15 protein-coding genes are annotated in these 21,130 nt (G+C 63.0%); 14 read left to right on the forward strand and 1 reads right to left on the reverse strand.

From position 1 onward, the window contains the following. Window positions 1-13 precede the first annotated feature (13 nt). The 14 genes from ACJ8IJ_RS10830 to ybaK all read left to right on the forward strand — a co-directional run bounded on the left by ACJ8IJ_RS10830 (window position 14) and on the right by ybaK (window position 19,524). Window positions 14-2,617, forward strand: a complete 2,604-nt coding sequence (locus ACJ8IJ_RS10830) for a biosynthesis protein PigD (protein WP_275095518.1) — start codon at window positions 14-16, stop codon at window positions 2,615-2,617. After that, window positions 2,614-5,175 (forward strand): aminotransferase class III-fold pyridoxal phosphate-dependent enzyme, encoded by a 2,562-nt coding sequence (locus ACJ8IJ_RS10835; RefSeq protein WP_286093906.1) that lies wholly within the window; start codon window positions 2,614-2,616, stop codon window positions 5,173-5,175. Before ACJ8IJ_RS10830 ends, ACJ8IJ_RS10835 begins: the two co-directional genes overlap by 4 nt. A 10-nt stretch (window positions 5,176-5,185) precedes the next feature. After that, window positions 5,186-6,202, forward strand: coding sequence for a methyltransferase (locus ACJ8IJ_RS10840; protein ID WP_154871301.1), 1,017 nt, complete (start codon window positions 5,186-5,188; stop codon window positions 6,200-6,202). Window positions 6,203-6,225: 23 nt separating this feature from the next. Further along, window positions 6,226-6,489, forward strand: a complete 264-nt coding sequence (locus tag ACJ8IJ_RS10845; RefSeq protein ID WP_004940224.1) for an acyl carrier protein — start codon at window positions 6,226-6,228, stop codon at window positions 6,487-6,489. Next, window positions 6,486-8,432, forward strand: a complete 1,947-nt coding sequence (locus ACJ8IJ_RS10850) for an aminotransferase class I/II-fold pyridoxal phosphate-dependent enzyme (RefSeq protein WP_442518614.1) — start codon at window positions 6,486-6,488, stop codon at window positions 8,430-8,432. Before ACJ8IJ_RS10845 ends, ACJ8IJ_RS10850 begins: the two co-directional genes overlap by 4 nt. 4 nt (window positions 8,433-8,436) lie before the next feature. Continuing rightward, window positions 8,437-9,912 (forward strand): L-proline--[L-prolyl-carrier protein] ligase PigI, encoded by a 1,476-nt coding sequence (pigI, locus tag ACJ8IJ_RS10855; RefSeq protein ID WP_232471573.1) that lies wholly within the window; start codon window positions 8,437-8,439, stop codon window positions 9,910-9,912. Next, on the forward strand, window positions 9,909-12,197 hold the full coding sequence (locus tag ACJ8IJ_RS10860) for a polyketide synthase (protein WP_442518615.1): 2,289 nt from the start codon (window positions 9,909-9,911) through the stop codon (window positions 12,195-12,197). The genes pigI and ACJ8IJ_RS10860 overlap by 4 nt, the downstream gene beginning before the upstream one ends. A 13-nt stretch (window positions 12,198-12,210) precedes the next feature. After that, on the forward strand, window positions 12,211-12,525 hold the full coding sequence (locus ACJ8IJ_RS10865) for a RedY-like protein (RefSeq protein ID WP_004940233.1): 315 nt from the start codon (window positions 12,211-12,213) through the stop codon (window positions 12,523-12,525). Further along, a complete protein-coding gene (locus ACJ8IJ_RS10870) occupies window positions 12,509-13,156 on the forward strand; it encodes a 4'-phosphopantetheinyl transferase family protein (protein ID WP_442518616.1) in 648 nt (215 codons plus the stop codon). Before ACJ8IJ_RS10865 ends, ACJ8IJ_RS10870 begins: the two co-directional genes overlap by 17 nt. Continuing rightward, entirely contained in the window at window positions 13,153-14,211 is a 1,059-nt protein-coding gene (locus ACJ8IJ_RS10875) for a prodigiosin biosynthesis protein PigM (protein ID WP_442518617.1), read from the forward strand. The genes ACJ8IJ_RS10870 and ACJ8IJ_RS10875 overlap by 4 nt, the downstream gene beginning before the upstream one ends. Before the next feature lie 18 nt (window positions 14,212-14,229). Next, complete coding sequence (locus tag ACJ8IJ_RS10880; RefSeq protein ID WP_021504656.1) at window positions 14,230-14,958, forward strand: DUF1295 domain-containing protein; 729 nt, start codon at window positions 14,230-14,232, stop codon at window positions 14,956-14,958. A gap of 206 nt (window positions 14,959-15,164) precedes the next feature. Beyond that, the gene (copA, locus tag ACJ8IJ_RS10885; RefSeq protein ID WP_442518618.1) at window positions 15,165-17,876 is read left to right on the forward strand and encodes a copper-exporting P-type ATPase CopA; all 2,712 of its coding nucleotides are present in this window, start codon (window positions 15,165-15,167) and stop codon (window positions 17,874-17,876) included. Between the two features lie 133 nt (window positions 17,877-18,009). Beyond that, entirely contained in the window at window positions 18,010-18,816 is an 807-nt protein-coding gene (locus ACJ8IJ_RS10890; RefSeq protein WP_015376874.1) for a TraB/GumN family protein, read from the forward strand. Between the two features lie 228 nt (window positions 18,817-19,044). Next, window positions 19,045-19,524, forward strand: coding sequence for a Cys-tRNA(Pro)/Cys-tRNA(Cys) deacylase YbaK (gene ybaK / locus ACJ8IJ_RS10895; protein WP_004940240.1), 480 nt, complete (start codon window positions 19,045-19,047; stop codon window positions 19,522-19,524). A gap of 10 nt (window positions 19,525-19,534) precedes the next feature. Here ybaK and dacB read toward each other — a convergent pair whose 3' ends face one another. Beyond that, window positions 19,535-21,001 (reverse strand): D-alanyl-D-alanine carboxypeptidase/D-alanyl-D-alanine endopeptidase, encoded by a 1,467-nt coding sequence (gene dacB, locus ACJ8IJ_RS10900; protein WP_049188611.1) that lies wholly within the window; start codon window positions 20,999-21,001, stop codon window positions 19,535-19,537. Between the last annotated feature and the right edge of the window lie 129 nt (window positions 21,002-21,130).

Consider the following 21,130-nt stretch of genomic DNA (forward strand, 5'->3'; position numbering starts at 1 on the left):
CAAGGAACTCATCATGACGACCCTGACAGGACAAGCAAGACTCACCAACTCCGCCGCCTACGAGCAAGTGTGGCAAGCGGAGCGCCAGGCCTGCCGCACCGACGCAGATCCCGACACTCTGACGGTCGGCGTGGTGGTGGTGACGCGCAACCCGGCGTTTTTCCAAACCGGGCTCAGCGTACTGAACGATATCCGCGATTATGTTTTCAACCGCGTGCATATCCAGTCCGAGATGCCGCTGAAACTGTTGGATCTGGCGGCGGACTCGCTTTATCAGGCCGCGCGCGAAAAGGCGCTGCACTTTCTCAAAGGCCAAAACAAGGCTATCAACGTTCGCATCATCCAATGCGCCAGCCTGGCCGAAGCCACCGGCAAGATCATCTATACCCATGCGCTGGAACAGCGTCCCGAATTTCATTTGGGCATGCTGTTCTACGATCAGACCACGCCGGCCGGCGTCGATGACAGCATCGAACAGATCGATCGCGATCTGGACGCCTTTTACAGCGCCTTGCAGCGCAGCGGCATTCCCGCGTTTTACACCACCTTCTCCACCGTTGCGTTCATTCGCCAGCTGCGATCGCCCTTCCGCTACCTGCCGCAGCAATACCGCGAAATCGTGCGCAGCGAAGATCCGGCGATCTTCCAAACCGAGCTGTTGTGCCTGTGGATGGACTTCTTCGAGATGAACTACACCAACCGCCGGGTCAAGCCGATCGGCGCGCTGGCGCTGCACAACACGCTGGGTGAGCAGTTGATTCAATTTTTCGAGCGTACCGCCGCCGAACGCTGGCTGGTGTCCTATTACACCGGGTCGATCATCTCCAATCTGATCGGCTATCTGGATCGGCATGCGGAGGCGCGCGGCGCGCTGATCCTGCGCGGCCCTAACGAACACGCCATCGCCTGCGGCGCCATGGCCAACTGGCAGCTGTATCGCATGCCGTTCCTCGGCGTAGTGACCTCCGGAATGATGGATGAATTCAAGGGGACGCTGGCCAACCTCAAGGAAACCGCCGCCCAGGGCATCATCGTCGCGGCGGAAAACCGCGGCAATCAATGGTACAGCTTCCAGGGAACGCTGACGCCGACGGAAGACATGCGTGAAGTGCTCGTCGCCCGCCGCATCCCGTTCGTTTATATCGATGACGTCGAAACGATCGGCACCGGTTTGACGGAAGCCTTCCGCCTTTATCATCAAGGCCAGGGGCCGGTGGTGATTCTGGCGACGCAAAACGTGCTGGAGTCGACCCTGTCGCTGGAGGGCGCCGTCTGCGATCCCTCGCCGATCCCGGTTCTGTCGGCGGACGATCCGCTGCCGATGAGCGAAAGCCTGGCACAGGCGATAGCGCTGATCAACCGCGGGCCGGAACGGCTGGTGTGGCAGCTGGGCCCGGTCAGCGACGACGAATACGCCCTGATCCATGACATCGCCGACGCCGCCGGCATCGCCCTGGTGGACTCATTGGCCCATCCAGGCTCGGCGCCGAAATATTATCAGGGTCGGCGCAATCCCCACTACCTGGGCACCCTGGCGATTTACGGCTACAGCCCGCGCGTCTACAACTTCCTGCACACCAACGACAAGCTCAACGCCATGAGCGAGCAGAGCCTGTTTATGATCAAAAGCCGCGTCGCTCAGATCACCACCCCCTTCTCCGACGGCAGGCTGGAGCGCAAGGTTCACCTGGTGCAGCTCACGCACGATGAGCGCCATCTGTCGCCCTATGCCGATCTGCACCTGCACATGAACTGTCTGGCGTTCCTGCGCACGGTGAAAGCGCATCTCGACGTCGAACCGGCATTGCGGGAAAGACGCCGCGCGCTGATCGCCGCCTATCTCGATTCGCCTTCCGACGTGGTCAGCCAGCTTCCCAGTCTGCCCATGTCGGCCAACTACTTCTTCTGCCAGTTGAACCGAATGATTGAAGAGCTGATCGAAACGGAGGGGTTCGATTTTACCGGCGTATATGACGTCGGCCGGTGCGGCATCTCCGCCGCGCGCAACGTCGCCAAAACGCGCCGCGGCTTTTCCGGCTGGTATGGCCGCGCCCTGATGGGCGACGCTCTGCTGGCCACCGGCTACCTGGCTTACACCAGCCCAAGCCACGTGATGGCGTTTATCGGCGACGGCGCTAAAGGGATCGTACCGGACATCCTGCCGGCTTTTATCGACAACATTCTTACCCATCCGCAGTTGCTGAATAAAAGCATCACCGTCTTCTATTTATGCAACGGCGGGCTGTCCGTCATCAATACCTATCAGGAACGCATTCTGTTCAACCGCACCTCACGGCAAATGCGGTTGGTGAACGTCGAACAGCCGGACGTCGAACAAACGGTCAATAACTTCCATATCCAGAGCAAAACGCTTACGCATTTCGACGAAGACGTCATTCGCCAGGCGCTGACCACGCCGCACCGACTCAATCTGTTCTCCGTGGTGCTGGGGCACAACAATGAAGGCGACGGTATCTCGCTGGCCACCGCCAAAGGCTGGCAGCGCGATCCGAGCGACCACGACGCCCTGCAGGAGCGCAAAGCCTGGGCGGCCCAACAGCCCGAATCGACCAGCACCGCCTTCGACCAAGATCCTACACAGGAAGCCACCTCATGAAATTCGGATTCATCGCTCATCCCACCTCGCTGGGGTTGAAACGTTACGTCAAAATGCTCGATCTGCTGCAACGCAACTCGACCGAGCAGCACAGCGGCTATACGCGTGAACTGTGGGAACGACAAAACCTGGTTCCCTTTATGAACTTCGCCAGGATCACCTCGGCGACCGGCGCCACTTGCGAAGGGGTGATCAAATACATGCCGCTGGTGGCGGATGAAATGCTGGCCGACGCACGCGGTATCGCCGCCAGGGTGGTCCAAGGCATCGAAGAGCTGGCCGGCGATGGCGCCGAACTGGTCGGTCTCGGCGGTTTTACCTCTATCGTTGGGCGACGCGGCGAAGCCACTGCGGAAAAGTCGCCGGTGCCGGTCACCTCCGGCAACTCGCTGACCACCTACGCCGGCTACAAGGCCTTGATGCAGATCCAGTCCTGGCTGGAAATCCGCCCGGAGGAGGAACCCGTCGCCATCGTCGGCTATCCGGGATCGATCTGCCTGGCGCTAAGCCGTCTGCTGCTGGCGCACGGTTTCTCTCTCCATTTGCTGCACCGCGCCGGCAACCATGATCGCAGCGAACTGCTCAGCCATTTGCCCGAGGAGTATCACTCGCGCGTCACCCTGACCAGCGATCCCGAAGATCTCTACCCGCGCTGCAAACTGTTTGCCGCCGCGACCTCCGCCGGCGGCGTGATCGACCCCGCCAGACTGCAACCCGGCTCGATCTTCATCGACGTGGCGCTGCCGCGCGATATCGCTTCGGAAACGCGCCCGGCGCGGGATGACATTCTGATCATCGACGGCGGCTGCGTCACCGCCACCGATGCCGTCAAGTTGGGTGGAGAATCGCTCAACGTCACCATCAAGCAACAATTGAACGGCTGCATGGCGGAAACCATTGTGCTGGCACTGGAAAACCGGCGGGAAAACTTTTCGCTGGGGCGCTATCTGGCGCCGGAAAAAGTGCTGGAGATCGGTGAAATCGCCGAGCGCCACGGGTTCTTCGCCTATCCGCTGGCCTCGTACGGCGAGCGCATCGATCGGCAGAGCGTGACCAATCTCAAGCGCTACTACCACCATGACATCTATGCCGGGGAACCGGCTGATGCGGCGTTGCCCGCATCGCGCCTGGCGTTTATCGACGCGGTCATCGCCCAAACGCCGGCCAGGGAAGACACCCTCGACCGCTATCATCAATACATCAACCCCATGATGGTGGACTTCCTCAAGTTGCAGCGCTGCGACAACGTTTTCCGCAGCGCCGCCGGCACCCAGTTGTATGACGATGCGGGCGAGGCTTTCCTGGACATGGTGGCGGGCTACGGGTGCCTAAACCTGGGCCACAACCCGCAGCCAGTGGTCAACGCGCTGAAAAACTACCTCGACGCCCAAGGTCCCAACTTCATTCAATACATTTCCATTCCCGAACAGACCGCCAAGCTGGCCGAAGTGCTCTGTCGTCTGGCGCCGGGCAACATGGGCCGGGTGTTCTTCAGCAACTCCGGCACCGAAGCCGTCGAGGCCGCGATGAAGATCGCCAAGGCCTCGACGGGCAAGCCGGGCATCGCCTATCTGCGCAACAGTTACCACGGTAAAACGCTGGGCGCGTTGTCCATCACCGGACGAGACAAACACCGCCGCTATTTCACACCGCTGCTGGACGCGATGGTGGAAGTGCCGTTCGGCGATCTCGCCGCGCTGCGGGAAGCGCTGAACCGTGAAGACGTCGGCGCGCTGATGATCGAACCGATCCAGGGCGAAGGCGGCGTGCATATCCCGCCCGCCGGTTACCTGCAGGCGGTGCAGCAGCTCTGCCGCGAGACCGGCGTGCTGCTGATGGTGGACGAAGTGCAAACCGGGCTTGGGCGCACCGGCAAACTTTTCGCCTGCGAATGGGACGGTATCGAGCCGGACGTGCTGATGCTGTCGAAATCCCTGTCCGGCGGCCTGATCCCCATCGGCGCCACGCTGTGCCGAGCCGATCTTTGGCAAAAAGCCTATGGCACGGCGGATCGCTTCCTGGTGCACAGCTCCACCTACGGCGGCGGCAACCTCGCCTCGGTCGTCGCCCTCAGCGCGCTGCGCGAGATCCTGGCGCAGGATTTGGTCGGCCATGCCGAACGGATGGGCGCCTACTTTAAGCAGGCACTGAGCGAGATCGCCGCCCGCTATCCGTTCGTCAGCGAGGTGCGCGGCCGCGGCCTGATGCTGGGGATCCAGTTCGACCAGGCGTTCACCGGCGCGGTCAACGCCTCCGCCCGCGAATTCGCCACCCGGCTGCCGGGCGATTGGCACACCACCTGGAAATTCTTGCCCGATCCGGTGCAAGCCCATCTGCGGGCGGCGATGGATCGCATGGAACAGGCGCTCGGCGAAATGTTCTGCATGAAATTCGTCACCAAGCTGTGCCAGGACCACAAGATCCTGACCTTCATTACCGCCAACAGCTCGACGGTGATCCGTATTCAACCCCCGCTCATCATCAGCAAAGCCGAGATCGACCGTTTCGTCGGCGCCTTTGCCACGGTGTGCGAGGAACTCTCCACCTTTTTAGACTAGGGAGCCAGCAATGCCTTTAACCAAGCAAGATGCCGTCAATCAGATGATGGGCTTTTTCCAGGCCAAGGCGCTGACCGCCGCGCTGGCGCTGAAGCTGTTCGATCAGCTGCGCGATCGGGACGCCGACGCGGCGCACATCGCCGCGCGGCTTGACTGCCCGGCGCGTTCGACCGAGCAGTTGCTCATCGCGCTGCGGGCCATGGGGTATCTCGACCAACGAGACGGCCTTTATCATCTGCCCGCCGCCCACCGGGCTTTTCTGTTGAGCGACGAACCGCAGTGGCTGGGATGGCTGGGCCGCCACATCGATACCTTCCTGTATCCGCTGTGGGGCGAGCTGAAAACGGCGGTGCGAAACGATGCCCACCAGCGCCGCACGGTATTCGGCGATGACCGCAGTTGGTTCGACATCCTGTACCAAAATCCGGACGACGTGGCGGACTTCCAGGAGTTTCTCGGTAAATTCGCCGCGCCCTTTATCGCCGGCTTTGTTCGCGATTACGACTTCTCGCAACACCGTGCGTTTTTGGATATCGGCAGCGGGATCGGCAGCCTGCCGATGGCGATCGCCGACGCTTATCCGGGGATCGCACTGGCGATCTGCGAACTGCCGCAGGCCTCGGCGTTTTTGCGCGACAAGCTGACGCTGCAAGGCTATGGCGAACGCATTGACGTCGTGGAGGGCGATGTCATCAGCGGCGATCTGCCGATCGGCGGCTATGACCTGATCCACCTGGGATGGATGCTGCACGACTACGCCCCGGAAACCCAAATGACCATCCTGCGCAACATCTATCGGGCGATGCCGGCCGGCGGCCGCTTCATTGCTTCCGAAACGCCGCTGAACGAAGACAAATCAGGGCCGGAATTTACCGCCCTGCTGTCGCTGAACATGCTGGTCTCCACCGACGGTGGCATAGAGAGCAGCACGCAGGAATACCTGGACAGATTCCGTCTGGCGGGGTTCAGCAACGCGCGCATCATGAAAATTGCCGGCCCACGCACCCTGATCGTCGGCGAAAAATAACCAGTTAGCAACGGGAGCTCGCAATGTTAGAAAGCAAATTGATCCAGCATATCGCCACCCAGTATCTGGATGGCGATCACGACGGCCTGAACGCTCAAACCCCGCTGTTTGAACTGAACGTCGTCGATTCCGCCTCCATTTTCGATCTGGTGGATTTTCTGCGTCAGGAGTCTCATGTCGCCATCGGCATGCATGAGATCCATCCGGCGAATTTCGCCTCGGTGCAGGCGATGGTCGCGCTGGTGCAACGGTTGCAAGCGCAAGTCGCCGCAGGGGGTGTCGCATGAGCGTTCACGCCGTCGATAGCGCCGCAAACGCGCATGAAGCCGTCCGGCAGTCGGTGCTGCACACCTTCGCCCGGCTGACCGAGTATGAACCGTCGGCACTGGCCCTGACCAGCCATCTGGAAAACGATTTGGGCGTCGACTCCATCGCGCTGGCGGAAATTGCCATGGTGCTGAACCGTCAGTTTCAATTAAATACGCCGCTGGAGATCCAGGAGATCAAAACCATTCAGGATGCGCTCGACGGTATTTTGCAGCGCGGTTTCACGCTGCCGACGCCGAACGCCGCCGCGCAACCTGCCCCCGAGACGCCTCAGGCCTGGTTGAGCGCTCTCGTGCGCCAGGTGTTCGTCACCCACAGCGGATATGAAGTGCGTGATCTGTCCCCCGACGCCGCCATCGAAGGCGACCTGGGCATCGACTCCGTCGCGGTGGTGATGGCGCGCAACGAGCTGCTCAAAACGCTGGGCCTGGACGATAACGCAGCGCTGGCGGAGTGCCGCACGTTGGCTGAGCTGGAGCACAACCTGGCGGCGCGGCTGCTTCAGGAACAGGGCGAAGCGTGGTTCAGCCGCTTTGGCCAGCACACCGCCGCGTCCGCTGCGCCGCAGCCCACCAAAGCGCCCGCGTCGCCGGACGCGCGCGATGAGCTCGGCGATCCGCGCACCATGCGGGACTTCGTCGGCATCGAGCACCCGGATTTGTTCCATAAAACGCGTGAGTTTGGCGCTTTTTATCGCGATAAAAAACAGCGTCAGCTTTACTGGTACGGCATGCCGCTTGAAACGCCGTGCAAAAACCGCGCGGTCATGTTCGACGAGGTCACCGGCAAAAGCCGCGAATTTCTGATGTTCGGCTCCAACAGCTATCTGGGATTGTCGAACCATCCGGAAGTGATCCACGCCATCCAGGACGCCGCCGGCCTGTACGGCGCCACCAATACCGGGTGCCGCATCATCGCCGGCAGCAACGTGCTGCATCTGGAATTGGAGCGCAAACTGGCCAAGCTCAAAGGGCGCGAAGACTGCATCGTCTATCCGTCCGGCTACTCGGCCAACCTGGGATGCATCTCGGCTCTGACCAGCCGACACGACCTGGTGTTCACCGACGCCATCAACCACATGAGCATCCAGGACGGCTGCAAGTTGGCGGGCGCGCAGCGGAAAATTTATGACCACTCTTTGACCAGCCTTGAGAAATCGCTGGCCAAATACGCCGATCACCCCGGCGGCAAGCTGATCGTCACCGATGGCGTTTTCAGCATGCACGGCGATATCGTCGATCTGCCGCGCCTGATGAAGCTGGCCGAACGCTACGGCGCACGCGTATTGGTCGACGACGCGCACGCGACCGGCGTCTTGGGCAAAACCGGCTCGGGCACGGCGGAACACTTCAATATGAAAGGCCGGGTGGATCTCGAGCTGGGCACCATGAGCAAGGCGCTGTCGGGGTTAGGCGGCTTCGTTTGCGCCGATGGCGAAGTGGTCGAATACCTGCGTTTCTACTCCAACTCCTATGTTTTCGCCGCCACCATCCCCGCCGCAGTCGCCGCCGGCGTGATCGCCTCCATCGACGTGATGCTGCGTGAACCCGAGCGACTGGCCAAGCTGTGGGACAACATCTACTACTTCCGCACGCTGCTGCTTAACGCCGGTTTTGACCTTGAGCATTCCGACTCGGCCATCATTCCGGTGGTGGTGGGCGACGACGCCAAAACGCTGCTGTTCGGCCGCGCCGTCCGGGCGCGCGGGCTATTCTGCCAGACCGTGGTCTTCCCGGGCGTCAGCGTGGGTGACGCCCGCTTACGCATCAGCGTGACCAGTGAACACACGCGTGAAGATCTGGATGAAGCCTACGCCATTTTGGTGGCGGCGGCGCTGGAGACCGGCGTGCCGGTCAACGGCGATGTCCGACGGGTAGAGCGCGCACGCGCCGCCGAGGTCTGACATCATGGCAACCTTCATTTCACCGATACTGGAGGCCCTGTTCCGGCACGCCCGCCAAGCGCCGGAAAGCACCGCTCTGCTGTGCGGCGATCGGCGCTGGAGCTATCGTCGCCTGGCCGATCGCGCCTGCATGATGGCGGCGGCGCTGCGACATGCCGGGTTAAAGCAGCAGGCCGTGCTGCTCAACCTGCAGAAAGGGCCCGACGCCGTCGCCGCCATGTACGCATGTTGGCTGAGCGGCAACCACTATGTCCCTATCGATTTCAGCCAACCGACGGCGCGCATCGAACGCATTATCGCCGCCGCCTCACCCGCGCTGATCGTCGATGAGGGCTGGTTGAGCGCGCTCGATGGCCGCACCGATCTCGATGGCGCCTGGCCGGAAGCGATCGCCGCGCTCGGCTCCCCCCTAGCCGCCATTCTCTATACTTCAGGCTCCACAGGCACCCCGAAAGGGGTGCAAATCACCCATGACATGCTGACGTTTTTCATCGGCTGGGCCGTCAGCGATACACAACTGACGGCGCGCGACGTGCTGGCCAATCATGCCAGTTTCGCCTTTGATCTGAGCACCTTCGATCTGTTCGCCGGCGTTTGCGCCGGCGCCGCGACCTGGATCGTGCGCGAAGATGAACAGAAAGATTGCCAGGCTCTCGTTCGCGGATTGCAAACGCACGGCGTCACTCTGTGGTACAGCGTGCCTTCGATTTTAGCCATGCTGGAAAAGAGCGCGTTGCTGGCGCCATCGACGGTGAAAACGCTGCGCCAGGTCACGTTCGCCGGTGAGCCTTATCCGGCCGCCGCGCTGAGGCGTCTGGTTGCGCATCTGCCGGCCCGGTGCCGCGTCAGCAACTGGTATGGCCCGACGGAAACCAATGTCTGCACCGCCTACGCGCTGGATCGAACGCAGTTGGCGACGCTGGAGCAGATCCCCATCGGCCATCCGTTGCCCGGCTTGACGGCGCAGTTGGTCGATGAACAGGGGCGCCTGCAGCCGATTGACGGTACGCCGGGCCGACGCGGAGAATTGCTGATCGGCGGGCCGTGCGTTACCCCCGGCTACAGCAACGTCGCCTCATCGCGGCAAGCGCAATGGCATCCGCGCCAATGTCACGCGACCGGCGACTGGGTGGAGACGACGGCGAATGGGCTGGTCTACCGCGGCCGGCTGGACGACATGGTGAAAATCAACGGCTACCGGGTGGAATTGGGTGAGATTGAATCGATCCTTCATCACCATCCCTCGGTCAGCCAGGCCGCACTGTATGTCGAGCTCGGCGAGCTGAAGCAAAAACTGATCGCCGTGATCACCCTCCATCCCGGCGCGCTCCGCCCCAACCTGCTGGAGCTCAAGCAGTTCCTGCAGCCCAGGCTGCCCGCCTATATGCTCCCCAGCCAACTGGTGGTCGCCGACAGCCTGCCCACCAACGCCAACGGCAAGGTGGACAGAGGACGTTTGTCTGAGGTGAACGCGCGATGAACCAGGAAATTCATGCCGCGCCGCTGGCGCTGGTCGGCATCGGCTGCGCACTGCCCGGCATCGATCGTATCGATCTGTCCAACGGCGCCGCCTGGTCGGCGCTGTTCGACGCCCCGCCGCCGATGCCGTGGAGCGATGCGGCCACGCCGATCCGCGGTCGCCAGATCGACGACGCCGCGTTTGATTTCAAAAAATTCGCCATCCCGCCGCTGTTTCGACTGGCGGTCAGCCGCGAGACCCGCCTGGCGCTGCAGGCCGCCTCCGCCGCCATGCAGCATCTGACGTTATCCGACGCGTTGCGCGACCGCTGCGATCAATTTTGCGCCACCCATTTGGGCAGTGATGCGGCCTATCGCAACGCCACCAAAATCGGCGCGCTGCGCAGGCTGGCCGAACGGCTTGACGCTCAGGGGCTCTCACCGGCAGCGGTCATGCGCCGGATTGACGATTACAAACAGCCGCTGGCCCAGGCGTTCGGCAGTTCATCCCACGATCGCGTAGGGGAAATGGCCTCCAGCATTCCCGCGCGCATCGCCCATTTCGCCCGCACGCGCGGTAAATGCCAAACCCTCGACGGCGCCGATCTGGGCGGCCTGCGCTTGCTGCAGTTGGCGCAAGACTGTTTTCGCCATGCCGACAGCCGCATGGCGGTGCTGACCGCCGTACAATGCTTCCACCATCAACCCCAGGCGGACATGCTGTTGGCGCAGGGCGTTTCCTCTTCGGCCTGTTGGCTGGAGGGGGCGATCAGCCTGGTCGTTTGCCCGCTGGACGTCGCTCAGGAACAGGGATGGCCAGCGATCGCGCAATTGTCGACCCTGATCGCCGAACGACAGGATGCCGCGCCGAGCGCCGGCTATTTTGCCGGCGCCAATCAGGTTTTCTGCCATCTCCTCGACATGCTGTTGCAACGGCAACAGACGTGCGTCGGCCACTCGTTCACCGGCTACCGCTGGCGGATTGACGCGGCGTCTCCCCCCTCATTAAAACCGACGGCTTCGCCACGCATCAGCATCATCGACTATCAGCCCATCACCGCGCAGGGGCTGGATAAAGCGCGTTTCTGGCAGGCCTTGCGCAACGGTGAGGACGCCCTGCGCGATCACAGCCCCGAGCAGTTGCACCCCGGCGCCTTCGTGCGACCCACGCCGCAAAAGCTCAGCGCCTACACCGCTCATGCCATGTGCTTCCCAACGCACGATCCGGTGCGGCTTGAGCTGACGCGGCCTATGATGCCGGCCAAAAAGCAGCGCCTCGACATCACACAACTGCACGCCCTCAACGGCTGCGCGGCGTGGCCCGACAGCCTGCGACGCTTTGAACGCATCGCCATTATCGTCGCCAGCAACCTGTCTTTGAGCGCCGATCGACAACAGGCCATGAGCGCGCTGTGGCCGGCATTGCCTTCCGCCGACGTCCCCCTTTCGCCACCGCCCCAACCCGCGATCAACCGCTGGAGCTGGCATGGCGCCTGCGGCCTCGGCACCGCGCAGCTGTTGGCGCAACAGCTCGGCGTCGAGGCGGACTGCTACGCGGTCGAGGCGGCCTGCGCCAGTTCGCTGGCCGCCTTGCACAATGCGGTCAGGGCGTTACAGGCCGGCCGCTACGATGCGGTGCTCGTCGGCGGCATAGAAACGGCGACGCTCGAACGCGATATGGTGCTGTGCAGCGCGCAAATGATGCTTTCCGCTTCGCGTATGCGGCCTTTCGCCCGACAAGCCGACGGTTTTACTCCCGGCGACGGTGGCGGCTTCTTCATTCTGACCGGCCAGGCGACATCGCGGGCCATCGCCACCATCGAAGCGATATCGGGATCTTGCGACAGCTATTCCATGACCGCGCCCGATCCCGAGGGCCAGGCGTTGGCAATCGAAAAAACCCAGAGCCTGAGCGCCGTCGAAGCGCGCCAGATACAGTATCTCGAAGCGCACGGCACCGGCACCGAACTGGGCGATCGGGCAGAAGTCGCGTCATTGCATCAGGGGTATCACCGCGCCGCGCGCGCCCCTTTGTACATCGGTTCGGTGAAGTACAACTTCGGCCACTGTTTCGCCGGCGCCGGTGCGCTCAGCCTGTGTAAAGTGCTGAGCGCTTTCGAACACGGTCAAATCCCGCCCACGCCGGTGGCGACATTGAATGCCGAACTGCCGCTGGCGGCGATCCCGGCCGAAATCCCGCAAATCGCGCTCGACTGGCCACAGGGTGAAGACGGGCGTCGGGCGGCGATCAACGGCTTTGGCACCGGTGGCATCAATTACCATTTGCTTATCCATCAACCCATTTAAAAAGGCCGCCCAGATGCACATTATCGTCCATAAGATTCGGCTAAAAGACATCGCCCACCGCGCCGCGTTTCGCGACTGGGTGGAGACGACCGATTACCAGGCTTGCCGCCACCTCGATGCGGTACGCGCCTTCGATGTCATCGAAGTCAGCCCTTCGGCGGAGGCGCCGTTTCACTTTATCGAAATCATTCAGCTGAACTCGCTGAAAATGTTCGAGCGCGAGATGCAAACCCCGCTGTTTCAAAGCCTGGTTGAACGCTTTAATCAGTTGGCGGAAGTCGTTGACGAAATCAGCGGAGAACGCATCGCCGATGGTTATCGAGCTTAGCGTGGCGCCACGTATCGTCATCGCGCTGGGCGGCCCCCACCGCTGCGCCGCCGTTCCGGGATTGCGGCGTCTGTCGGCGGTGAAAAACCGCGCGCGGGCACAGGCCATCGCGCTGCTGAACCGGACATGGTGCCGGGGGGACGCGACCGACTTTACGCTGCGCCATGAGGCGAGTGGACAACCGTTCGGCGAACACCTCCTGCTGGGACGCCGCCACATTTCTCTCAGCCATTCGCATGCCTGGTACGCCAGCGCCACCGGCGATATCCCGCTCGGCATCGATCTGCAGCATTATCGCCCCTTCTCCGGCGCGGCGCTGCGCTGGGCCTTTGGCGAGGCGGAGCAGCGATTGGGACGCATACAGGCCTGCGCCGTCTGGGCCATTCGCGAAGCATTTTTAAAAAGCCACGGCCGCGGCCTGCCCTACGAATTGCGGACGATCGACATCGACTGGCACACCGGGTTGGTCTCAAGCGCCGACGGCAGTTTGGCGAGCAGACGCTTCTGGCTGTGGCGCAGCCTGGACTGGGCATGCGCACTCTGCTTTCCGGCGGAGGAAAGCATGTCGTTCAGAGCGAACGTTACCGTATTTTCCCTGCCCGCCCCTTCCGCTTTTGGAGCCTTATCATGACCCAAGACCTTTTCGCCGCGGCGCTGCAACAGGCCGTGGACATCGCGCGGCAGGCGCCCTCTTCACACAACTGCCAACCCTGGTCTCTCCACTATGACACCGCCGCCCGATGTGGCCGGTTGGCTATCGACCGCCGTCGCGCTTTGCAGAGCCTGCCTTCGCTGGAACGCGAGATGCTGATGAGCTGCGGGATTTTCTTCGAGTACCTCAGCGCGCTGCTCAACTGTGCAGGCACGCCTCTCGCCTGGCGTTGGGAGCATGGCTCCACGCATTTACTGAGCTTTGCCCCCGCCGCGCCTGCCGCGCCCGATCGCGCCGCCCATCGCCAATTGGCGCAGCTGATCGGCGAGCGGCATACCGCACGGGCGGCCTATCAGCCTACGCCAATCAATGAAGCGCAGCGGATGCAGCTGCAGACCTTGTTCGACGGAACGGCGAGTTCGCTCAGTATCGCAGGTGACGAACGCGCTCGCCGTCGGGTCGCGCAGCTCACCGCTCGTCACGCCGCGCTCGATTTCTCGGATCGCCAAGCCTGGCGCGAAACCTATCAATACATCCGCTTCAACGAACGGCAGCCTACCGACGACGGTTTTCACCTGCACCACCTGTTTGGCCCGGTATCCCCAGCATTCAAGTGCTTCTTCCAAGTGGCGTTTCATCCTCGCTTAAGCCGGCTGGCGACCGGGCTGCGCTTGCCGGCTTATATGGCGCAAGGGCTGGCGCAACGCGTCGCGGAAGGCCCGCAATACCTGGCGCTGTGTCTGAACGACGAAAGTGCCGAGCACCTGTTCGCCACCGGCATGCGGCTTGGACGTCTGTGGCTCACGCTGCAACACTGGGGTTGGGGATTGCATCCGATCAGCGTTCTGGTGCAACACGCCGAGGCGCGTCGCGAGCTCGCAGCAACCCTGGCGCTCAGCGCTCCCCCGGTGTTTTTTGCCCGTTTCGGCCACCTGCAACAATGGGGCAGCGCAGCGCCCAGACGCAGCTGGCAAAGCATTTTGACCGCGCCGCCATCCGGCGAATGCGCGCCCCCGGGGAACGATTCCCCCTAATCCGCTGAGGAGAACACAATGAACGTATGGATTGCTTTGGCCGCTGTTTTGTTGATCCTTGCCCTGCTGGCGTTTATTACCAGCCGCGGCGCTCAGGACACTCGCCCGATGTTTCTGTGGGGGTTCAACGCCATGGGGCCGGTTACCCTGGTCTATTGCTATTTCGGCGAGGGCGATCTGAGCCACAAAGCCCTGATCCTTGTCATGGTCGGCCTGTACCTGCTGCGCATGAACATCGTGCTGACACGTTGGTACGGCAACACCGCCGCGGCCAAACTCAAGGACGTGATGCCCACGCAGCAGGTGCCATGGCTGGCGGTGATGATGGTCATGATCTTCGGCGGCCTGTACTGCCTGCCCTTCTACTGGGCCAGCCAGCTGCAGGGGCCGTGGGGCGCGCTGCAATGGCTGGCCATTGGGGTCTACCTGATAGGCACGCTGTTCCACTTCGGCAGCGATTATCAAAAACGGCGCTTCAAACAGGATCCGAACAATAAAGGCCGGCTGCTGAACAGTGGCTTTTGGGGGTTGGCGCGCCATCCGAATTATTTCGGCGACTTTCTTATTTTCGTCAGCTTCGGGCTGCTTGCCGGCAACCTGTTTGGCCTGATCGCACCGCTGACTAACCTGGTGCAGTATTTCGCCGACGCCATTCCCAAAAGCGAGAAAATGGCCGAGAAGCGCTACGGTGAGGTTTGGCGCAACTATAAACGTCAGGTTAAATGTTTCATTCCTTTCGTGCTGTAACCCCAACGCGGCAGCGCGGTTCGGGCAAGCCGACCGCGCTGCCGCCGATAAAACACCTTGTTATACAACACAAAACGACCGTCACGCCCGCGCAAGTAAAAACCGCCTTGACCTTACCCTTGCTGGAAGGTTTAAGCTCCATTCTTAGTGAAAACAGGTCAGGCGGTCAACCTTTAAACACCGCCTTCTAAGCAAGGAGTCCAATCATGTCACACACCACTATGCTGGCATTGCAGGGGCTGTCCTGCATGAACTGCGCGCAGCGGGTGAAAAAAGCCCTGGAAAGTCGCAGCGATGTCGAACAGGCCGAGGTTAACGTCCAATACGCCAAAGTGACCGGCGAAGCGCCGGACAGCGCGCTGATCGACAGCGTGATCGCCGCCGGTTATCAGGCCGAAGTCGCGCCGCGCGCCGATACCGAACTGCAGCTGAGCGGCCTGAGCTGCATGCACTGCGTCGGCACCACCCGCAAGGCGCTGGAAGCGGTGCCGGGCGTGTTCGCCGCCGACGTCGAGATCGACAGCGCGAAAGTGTACGGCGATGCCGATCCGCAGGCGCTGATCGCTGCGGTGGAAGATGCCGGTTATCACGCCAGCGTGGCGGGCGCCGTCGTCCCAAAAACTGAGCCGTTGACTGACGCAACACCTTCGTTGCCGGACGTTCAGCCAGCGGCGCAACCTTCCCTTCCGGCAACCGACAGCGCGGACGACAGCGTACAGCTGCTGCTCAGCGGCATGACCTGCGCCAGCTGCGTCAATAAAGTGCAGCAGGCGCTGCAAAGCGTACCCGGCGTAGAGCACGCGCGCGTCAACCTGGCGGAACGCAGCGCGCTGGTGACCGGCGCCGCCGATGCGCAAGCGCTGGTGGCGGCGGTGGAAAAAGCCGGCTACGGCGCCGAGATGATTCAGGACGAGACCGAACGTCGCGAACGCCAGCAGCAGACCGCACGCGCCAACATGAAGCGCTTTAGCTGGCAGGCGGCGCTGGGGCTGGCGTTGGGTATCCCGCTGATGGCCTGGGGGCTGTTCGGCGGCAGCATGACGCTGACGCCGGAAACCCAGCGCCCCTGGCTGCTGGTCGGCGTCATCACCCTGGCGGTGATGGTGTTCGCCGGCGGACACTTCTACCGCAACGCCTGGCGCGCGCTGATGAACGGCAGCGCCACCATGGATACTCTGGTGGCGCTCGGCACCGGCGCCGCCTGGCTTTACTCGATCGCCGTCAACGTTTGGCCCGATTTCTTCCCGATGGCGGCGCGCCACCTCTATTACGAGGCCAGCGCGATGATCATCGGTTTGATCAACCTCGGCCATGCGCTGGAGCAGCGCGCTCGCCAGCGTTCTTCACAGGCGCTGGAGCGGCTGCTGGATCTGACGCCGCCCACCGCCCGGCTGGTGACCGACGACGGCGAGCGCGATATCCCGCTGGCGGAGGTGCAGCTCGGCATGACGCTGCGGCTGACTACCGGCGATCGCGTGCCGGTCGACGGTGAAATCGTACAGGGCGAAGTCTGGCTCGATGAAGCGATGCTGACCGGCGAAGCGGTGCCGCAGCAGAAAGGCGCCGGCGATACGGTACATGCCGGGACGGTGGTCGACGACGGCAGCGTGCTGTTCCGCACCGCCGCCATCGGCAGCCAAACCACGCTGGCGCGCATCATCAAACTGGTGCGTCAGGCGCAGAGCAGCAAACCGGCGATTGGCCAACTGGCTGACCGCGTCTCGGCGGTGTTCGTGCCAGCGGTAGTGGCTATCGCCCTGTTCAGCGCGGCGATATGGTACTTCTTTGGCCCGCAGCCGCAGCTGGTCTATACGCTGGTGATCGCCACCACGGTGCTGATCATCGCCTGCCCGTGCGCATTGGGTCTGGCGACGCCGATGTCGATCATCTCCGGCGTCGGCCGCGCGGCGGAGTTCGGCGTGCTGGTGCGCGACGCCGACGCCCTGCAGCAGGCCAGCCAACTGGACACCCTGGTGTTCGACAAAACCGGCACCCTGACCGAAGGGAAACCGCAGGTGGTGGAGATCCTGACCTTCAATCAGGTCAGCGAACAGCAGGCGATCGGCTGGGCCGCCGCGCTGGAACAAGGCTCCAACCACCCGCTGGCGCGCGCCATCATGGAACGCGCCGCCGGGCAAACGCTGCCGCAGGTCGCGCAGTTCCGCACCCTGCGCGGCGCCGGCGTCAGCGGGGAGATCAACGGCGTGCAGGTGCTGCTGGGCAACGCCGCGCTGCTGGAACAGCATCAGGTCGCGACCGCCGAACTGGATGCGCCGATGCGCGCCCAGGCCGAACGCGGCGTAACGCCGGTGCTGCTGGCCGTGGACGGTAAACCGGCCGCGCTGTTCGCCATTCGCGATCCGCTGCGCGAGGACAGCGTCGCGGCGCTGCAGCGCCTGCACCAGCAGGGGTATCAGTTGGTGATGCTGACCGGCGACAACCCGGTAACCGCCAACGCCATCGCCAAAGAGGCCGGTATCGATCGGGTGATTGCCGGCGTGCTGCCGGACGGCAAAGCGGCGGCGATCAAACAGTTGCAGGCGCAGGGCCAGCGCGTGGCGATGGTCGGCGACGGCATCAACGACGCCCCGGCGCTGGCGCAGGCCGACGTGGGCATCGCGATGGGCGGCGGCAGCGACATCGCCATCGAGACCGCCGCCATCACCCTGATGCGCCACAGCCTGCACGGCGTGGCGGATGCGGTGGAGCTGTCGAAGGCCACGCTGCGCAACATGAAGCAGAACCTGTTCGGCGCCTTTATCTACAATACGCTGGGCATTCCGATCGCCGCCGGCGTGCTCTACCCGCTGACCGGCACGCTGCTCAGCCCGGTGGTGGCGGGCGCGGCGATGGCGCTGTCGTCCATTACCGTGGTCAGCAACGCCAACCGGTTGCTGCGTTTTAAACCGCAGAAGTGATCACCGGGGCGCCGTCATGGCGCCCCGCTGTTTTCCGGGCTTTCCTGCGCGGCGGATAGCGTTTAGCATGAATAACGATTTCCCCTCGCCTTTCATGCTGAAACGCGCACCCGTTATTCAGGAGCCACGCCGTATGGGTCAACTGTTACGCCGCCTCGCCGCCTTTCTCGGCCTGATCTCGCCCAAGCGTTACGCTTATCCGGCGTTGGACATCACCCTGCCTGGCGATCGTCGGCTGCATCTGGTGGGCAGCATCCATATGGGCACCGTCGATATGTCGCCGTTGCCGCCCCGGCTGGCCGCCCGGCTGCAGCAGGCCGACGCGCTGATCGTCGAAGCCGATATCACCGACTCCGCCTCCCCTTTCGACCACGCCGAGCTGCAGCCGGAGCTGGAACAGCGCCTGTCCGCCGAAGAATATCAACGGTTGCTGGCGCTGTGCCATGAGCTGGGCGCCGACCCGCACGCCTTCGCTACCCTGCCCGGCTGGCAGGTGGCGCTGATGATGCAGGCGCGCCAGGCTCAGCGTTTGGGGCTGCGCGCGGAATATGGCGTGGACTATCAGCTGCTGCAGGCCGCCCGGGCGCAGGACAAACCGGTGATCGAGCTGGAAGGCGCGCAGCAGCAGCTGGCGATGCTGGAACAATTGCCGGAGGGCGGCATTGCGCTGCTGCGCGATACGCTGGAGCACTGGCATACCAACGCGCGGCTGCTGCAAACCATGGTGAGCTGGTGGCTGGACGCCAAACCGCGCGGTACGCTGGACACGCTGCCCGCCACCTTCAGCGCCGGGCTGTATGACGTGCTGATGCATCAGCGCAATCGCGACTGGCGGCATCAGCTGGAGGCGCTGCCTGCCGGTGACTATGTGGTGGCGGTTGGCGCATTGCACCTGTACGGCGAGGATAACCTGCCGGCGATGCTGCAGCCGCAGGGGTAAAAAAGAGGCCAATATCGCTATTGGCCAGTCAAAGAGGAATTTCTTGTATTCTAGTTATACGCATAGCAACCGTGTTAACGGTTACAGTAAACAGGGTAGCAACCCGGTGAATATCTTGGCAACCCGCTTTATGTAACAGCCGCTCAGGTTGCCGGGCAGGTTGGATTTTTGTATTTTTAAGGCTGGTTATCACCCTTTCCCCGCCGGGGACATTTTGGACAACACATCATGACGCCCGCAGTCGTTCTGCTTGAGAAACAAAAGGTCGCCTTCACCCTCCATCCTTATCACCACGACAGCGACGAAACCAACTTCGGCGACGAGGCGGTGAGAAAGCTGGGGCTGGATGCCGATCGGGTTTACAAAACCTTGCTGGTGGCGCTGAACGGCGACGCCAAACACCTGGCGGTGGCGGTCACCCCGGTCGCGACCCAGTTGGACCTGAAGAAGGTCGCCCGCGCGCTCGGCGCCAAAAAGGCCGAGATGGCCGATCCGCAGTTGGCGCAGCGCGTCACCGGTTATCTGGTGGGCGGCATCAGCCCGCTGGGGCAGAAAAAACGGCTGCCGACGGTGATCGACAGCCCGGCGCAAGCGTTCGCCACCATCTACGTTTCCGGCGGCAAACGCGGGCTGGACATCGAACTGGCCGCCGCCGATCTGTGCCGCCTGCTGGCCGGCAGCTTCGCCGACATCGCCAAACGCGACTGACGCCGCGCGCTCAGCGGCACACCACCGTGGCGTCACAGGCCGCCAGCGTCTCCACCAGGCGGTCCTCCAGCGCCTTCACCTGCGCGCCGGGCACCAGGTAGTTATTGCTGATGATGGCGAATGCCAGCGGCCGCCCGGTCGCCGAATCGACATAGCCGCTGAGCGACGATACGCCGGTCATGGAACCGCTCTTGGCGTGGGCGCGCCCCGCCGCCGCGCTGTTCACCATGCGGCTTTGCAGCGTGCCGCCTACCAGCAACCCCGGCTCGCCCGCGACGGGCAAGGCGTGATACCAGTCGGCAAACCACGGCTGTTTTCTGGCCGCCAGCAGCAGCGTCGTCAGCTGCTGCGGCGTGATTTGGTTCATGCGCGACAGCCCGGAACCGTCCACCTGGCGATACGCGTCGGCCGCGACGCCCTGGCTTTGCACAAATCCGTTTATCGCCTGAAGGCCGGCGGCCCAATCCCCTTTACCCTGCGTCTTGCGGCCCATCGCCTTGGTCAATATCTCGCCGTAGCCGTTATTGGAGACTTTCAGGAAGGTGACGACCAGGCGGGAGAGCGGCGGCGAGGTTTTTTGCGCCAGCAGCTGTGCGCCGGCCGGCGTCACGCCTTCTTCAGCGTTGCCGCGCAGGGTGATGCCGTGCGCACGCAGAGCATGTTGCAATAAAGCACCGACGACGAGGGACGGTTGATCGACGGTAATCAATCGCGAGCTGGCCTCCGCCTGCGCGGCGATGGTGCCGCTGACCACGATCCGGTTGCTGCCCGGCCGGCGCTCGTACGTCAGCGCGGTGTCACTACCGGTGGTGGTGCGGTTGACCAGCGTCACCGCGTCATTGGCGGGATAGAAGCTCACCCGTCCCGGCGCGCCGGCGCGGGCGCCCGGCCGCACCGCCACCTGCACCACGTTGATATCGCCGCCGGGAGTAAAGGCGTAGTTCAGCGCCGAGATCGGCGCAGCGAAGGCGAAAGGTTCATCGTCCCAGCTCCAACCGGCGCCGAATGGCGTCTGATCGAAGGCGCCGGCATCCAGCAACAACCGCCCCTGTATATGACGGATGCCGCGCTTCGCCAGCGCTGCGGCGAAGGTGTCGAGATCGTCCGGATGCAGCGTCGGATCGCCGCTGCCCTGCAGATAAAGATCCCCTCGCAAGGTGTCGCCGCGCTGCTCGCCGGCGGTCAACAACCGGGTTTCAAAGCGGTAATCGGCCCCCAGCACGCCGAACGCCGCCAGAGAGGTGAACATCTTCATGTTGGAAGCCGGCGCCAAACGCTGATCCGCGTGCGCCTGATACAGCACCTTGCCACTCTCGGCATCGCGCACCATCACGCCGCTCGACGCCCCAACCAGCGCCTTGTCCTGACCGATGGCCGCCAGCGCCTGGCTGAGGGTTTGTTCGTGACGTTGGCCGGATGACGAACACCCTGCCAGCGCCACGATGGCGGGCAGCAGCCAGCCTGCGGTTTTCAACATGTCATCTTCCTGTTTGCGTTATCAAAACCAAATTGTCGCTCAGGCTATCATTGGAAGGCGGCGGCGGCGACTTTTGCGTGCGTTTGGGGCGGGATTTTCGGCGGGAAAACAGGCGGCCCGCCCATGGGG

The organism is Serratia sp. CY40230 (assembly GCF_052168835.1).
In the GTDB taxonomy this organism is placed as follows: domain Bacteria; phylum Pseudomonadota; class Gammaproteobacteria; order Enterobacterales; family Enterobacteriaceae; genus Serratia; species Serratia nematodiphila.

What these genes read in the sequence shown, in the direction of transcription:
- ACJ8IJ_RS10880 (WP_021504656.1), top strand. Translation starts at nt 14,230, where the DNA reads ATGAACGTATGGATTGCTTTGGCCGCTGTTTTGTTGATCCTTGCCCTG.
- ACJ8IJ_RS10870 (WP_442518616.1), top strand. Translation starts at nt 12,509, where the DNA reads ATGGTTATCGAGCTTAGCGTGGCGCCACGTATCGTCATCGCGCTGGGC.
- ACJ8IJ_RS10890 (WP_015376874.1), top strand. Translation starts at nt 18,010, where the DNA reads ATGGGTCAACTGTTACGCCGCCTCGCCGCCTTTCTCGGCCTGATCTCG.
- copA (WP_442518618.1), top strand. Translation starts at nt 15,165, where the DNA reads ATGTCACACACCACTATGCTGGCATTGCAGGGGCTGTCCTGCATGAAC.
- ACJ8IJ_RS10845 (WP_004940224.1), top strand. Translation starts at nt 6,226, where the DNA reads ATGTTAGAAAGCAAATTGATCCAGCATATCGCCACCCAGTATCTGGAT.
- ACJ8IJ_RS10875 (WP_442518617.1), top strand. Translation starts at nt 13,153, where the DNA reads ATGACCCAAGACCTTTTCGCCGCGGCGCTGCAACAGGCCGTGGACATC.
- dacB (WP_049188611.1), bottom strand. Translation starts at nt 21,001, where the DNA reads ATGTTGAAAACCGCAGGCTGGCTGCTGCCCGCCATCGTGGCGCTGGCA.
- ACJ8IJ_RS10830 (WP_275095518.1), top strand. Translation starts at nt 14, where the DNA reads ATGACGACCCTGACAGGACAAGCAAGACTCACCAACTCCGCCGCCTAC.
- ybaK (WP_004940240.1), top strand. Translation starts at nt 19,045, where the DNA reads ATGACGCCCGCAGTCGTTCTGCTTGAGAAACAAAAGGTCGCCTTCACC.
- pigI (WP_232471573.1), top strand. Translation starts at nt 8,437, where the DNA reads ATGGCAACCTTCATTTCACCGATACTGGAGGCCCTGTTCCGGCACGCC.
- ACJ8IJ_RS10860 (WP_442518615.1), top strand. Translation starts at nt 9,909, where the DNA reads ATGAACCAGGAAATTCATGCCGCGCCGCTGGCGCTGGTCGGCATCGGC.
- ACJ8IJ_RS10865 (WP_004940233.1), top strand. Translation starts at nt 12,211, where the DNA reads ATGCACATTATCGTCCATAAGATTCGGCTAAAAGACATCGCCCACCGC.
- ACJ8IJ_RS10840 (WP_154871301.1), top strand. Translation starts at nt 5,186, where the DNA reads ATGCCTTTAACCAAGCAAGATGCCGTCAATCAGATGATGGGCTTTTTC.
- ACJ8IJ_RS10850 (WP_442518614.1), top strand. Translation starts at nt 6,486, where the DNA reads ATGAGCGTTCACGCCGTCGATAGCGCCGCAAACGCGCATGAAGCCGTC.
- ACJ8IJ_RS10835 (WP_286093906.1), top strand. Translation starts at nt 2,614, where the DNA reads ATGAAATTCGGATTCATCGCTCATCCCACCTCGCTGGGGTTGAAACGT.